This window comes from Blautia sp. ZXY-1-B12 (assembly GCF_056339915.1).
On the sequence record NZ_JBWJVP010000177.1, the window covers coordinates 1 to 2481 of the forward strand.

At 37.8% G+C, this 2481-nt stretch carries 3 protein-coding genes and 1 pseudogene; all 4 read left to right on the plus strand.

Annotation, left to right across the window (positions count from 1 at the left end; all coding sequences use genetic code 11):
• Nucleotides 1-251, plus strand: a 251-nt coding sequence (locus AC075L_RS09820) for a zinc ribbon domain-containing protein (protein ID WP_476387584.1), incomplete at its 5' end; no start/stop codon positions are given.
• A 195-nt stretch (nt 252-446) separates the two neighbouring features.
• Nucleotides 447-749, plus strand: coding sequence for an STAS domain-containing protein (locus AC075L_RS09825; RefSeq protein ID WP_118567008.1), 303 nt, complete (start codon nt 447-449; stop codon nt 747-749).
• Nucleotides 750-810: 61 nt separating this feature from the next.
• A pseudogene (locus AC075L_RS09830) lies at nt 811-1238 on the plus strand (ATP-binding protein).
• A gap of 365 nt (nt 1239-1603) precedes the next feature.
• Nucleotides 1604-2481 (plus strand): SPFH domain-containing protein (locus AC075L_RS09835; protein ID WP_476387585.1); only part of this gene is annotated, 878 nt, incomplete at its 3' end.

Below are 2481 nucleotides of genomic sequence, written 5' to 3' on the forward strand. Positions count from 1 at the left end.
AAGCTGTTGCATCTCAGAAGTTTTATGAATTTAGAACAAGGCTTAAAGCCAAGTGCGATGAAAACGGCATTGAATTAAGGGTAGCAGATAGATTTTATCCATCTTCAAAGACCTGTCACCATTGTGGTTCTGTCAGGAAAAATTTAAAGCTTTCAGATAGAATTTACAGATGTGAATGTGGCTATGTTGCAGACAGGGACTTCAATGCGGCACTTAATTTAAAAGATGCTAAAACTTACAGGATTGCATGATTAAAAGCAAATGTAAGTATGTACCGAAGGCTATTTCGGGAATTAACGACTGTGGAGTGTACAAGAACCTGTGAGTAGCGTATTGCCTGCAATCGTCAAAACATACACAATGAAGCAGTAAGAAGTATTCGTGAGGACTTCAATTTCTCGATGTGTTTGAGTATATTTAAAAACATTTTGAGTGGCAGAGAGAAAATGAGTCTGAAAATTGAAAAGAAAAATGAAGGAACAAAAGATACGGTATTTTTGACCGGGAGATTAGATACAACAACTGCACCTGAATTGGATACTTTTGCCGAGAAAGAGTTGATCAATACTCAGGAACTTGTATTGGATTTTACAGGGCTTGAATATATTTCATCAGCCGGCCTGCGTGTTATTCTGAAAATGCAGAAATTTATGAATGTAAAAGGAACTATGAAATTGATTCATGTGAGTGATATCATACAGGATGTATTCGATATTACGGGATTTGCAGACATACTGTCAATCGAATGACTGTGGCTGTAAAGATACAGAACTGCACAGCGAAAAGGAGGATTCTATCTATCTGAACTGAATGAAGGAAGGAGAGGTGGATTTGAAAAGTATTACAGAAGAAGCAAAAATAGAGAATATAGCGGTAATTACAGATTTTGTAAATTCCATACTGGAAGCAAATGGATGTTCTGCAAAAGTACAGATGGAGATAGATATTGCGATAGATGAGATATTTGGCAATATTGCCTATTATGCTTATACGCCAAAAACTGGAGAGGCAACTGTACAGGTTGAAATAAAGAATTTTCCTGAAAGACTGGAACTGACTTTTATAGACAAAGGCATTCCTTATAATCCATTAGAAAATAAAGATCCGGATGTTACTCTGGATATAGAAAAAGAAAAATCGGGGGGCTTGGAATTTTTCTGGTTAAGGAAATGATGGATGAAGTTTCATATGAATATGCAGACGGACAAAATATACTGAAAATAAAAAAGAATTTATAGATTTCATACATTGTAAGTGTATATTGCTATTCATGAACTTTTGAATAACTGCGCGTCGCATTATAGTTACTGTGGAGTGGACTGCAGCGATTTATGTGCTCATATGTTGCAAAATGACAGAAAAGAGGAGTTTTTGCGCATGACAATTCGGAAAATGTATGATATGATGAACTTATAAATATCAATTTGTAACTGTAAAAATATTATATTGTAAAAAAAACACACAATTACCCGCAAAATAAGAAATTTAGACGCAAGATTGTTCGAGAAATCAACTTGTCGGCACACTAACAGGAAATATGGGTAGAAAATATCTGTAAGAAATATGTATAAAATAATATGTAATCAGGAAGGAGATATAAATTATGGGATTGATCAAAGCAGCAGCCGGTGCATTTGGCGGAACAATGGCAGATCAGTGGAAGGAGTTTTTTTACTGCGATGCAATAGATAAAGATGTTCTGGTTGTAAAGGGTGAGAAGAGAGTAGGCGGACGTTCTTCCAACAAAAAAGGCAGTGATAATATTATTTCAAGCGGTTCCGGAATTGCTGTTGCAGATGGTCAGTGTATGATCATCGTAGAACAGGGAAAGGTTGTGGAGGTTTGTGCAGAACCCGGACAGTTTACCTATGATGCATCCACAGAACCAAGTATTTTTGCCGGAAGTCTGGGAGAGGGGATCCACAGGACTTTTGATACAGTAAAGAAGCGTTTTACATTTGGCGGCGATACAGGCAAAGACCAGAGGGTTTATTATTTTAATACAAAAGAACTGGTAGATAATAAATTCGGAACAGCAAATCCAATCCCATTCCGGGTAGTTGACAGAAATATCGGTCTTGACATAGATGTATCTGTGCGCTGTAATGGAGTATATTCTTATAAGATTGTCGATCCGCTCCTGTTTTATACAAATGTGTGCGGAAATGTTGAACAGCAGTATGACAGAGAAGAAATTGAAGTTCAGTTAAAGACAGAATTTGTAAGTGCTCTTCAGCCTGCATTTGCAAAAATCTCAGAACTTCAGATCCGTCCAAGTGCCATTCCGGGACATGTTCTGGAATTATGCGATGCCATGAATGAAGCCCTTACGAAAAAATGGCAGCAGACCAGAGGTCTTGCGGTTGTTTCCATTGCCATGAATCCTGTGACTCTTCCGGAAGAGGATGCACAGCTTATCAAAGATGCACAGAAGAATGCCATTCTCAGAGATCCGACTATGGCAGCAGCGACACTTGCCGG

Excerpts from the sequence above, each read along its gene's own strand:
- AC075L_RS09825 (WP_118567008.1), top strand. The coding sequence starts at position 447 with ATGAGTCTGAAAATTGAAAAGAAAAATGAAGGAACAAAAGATACGGTA.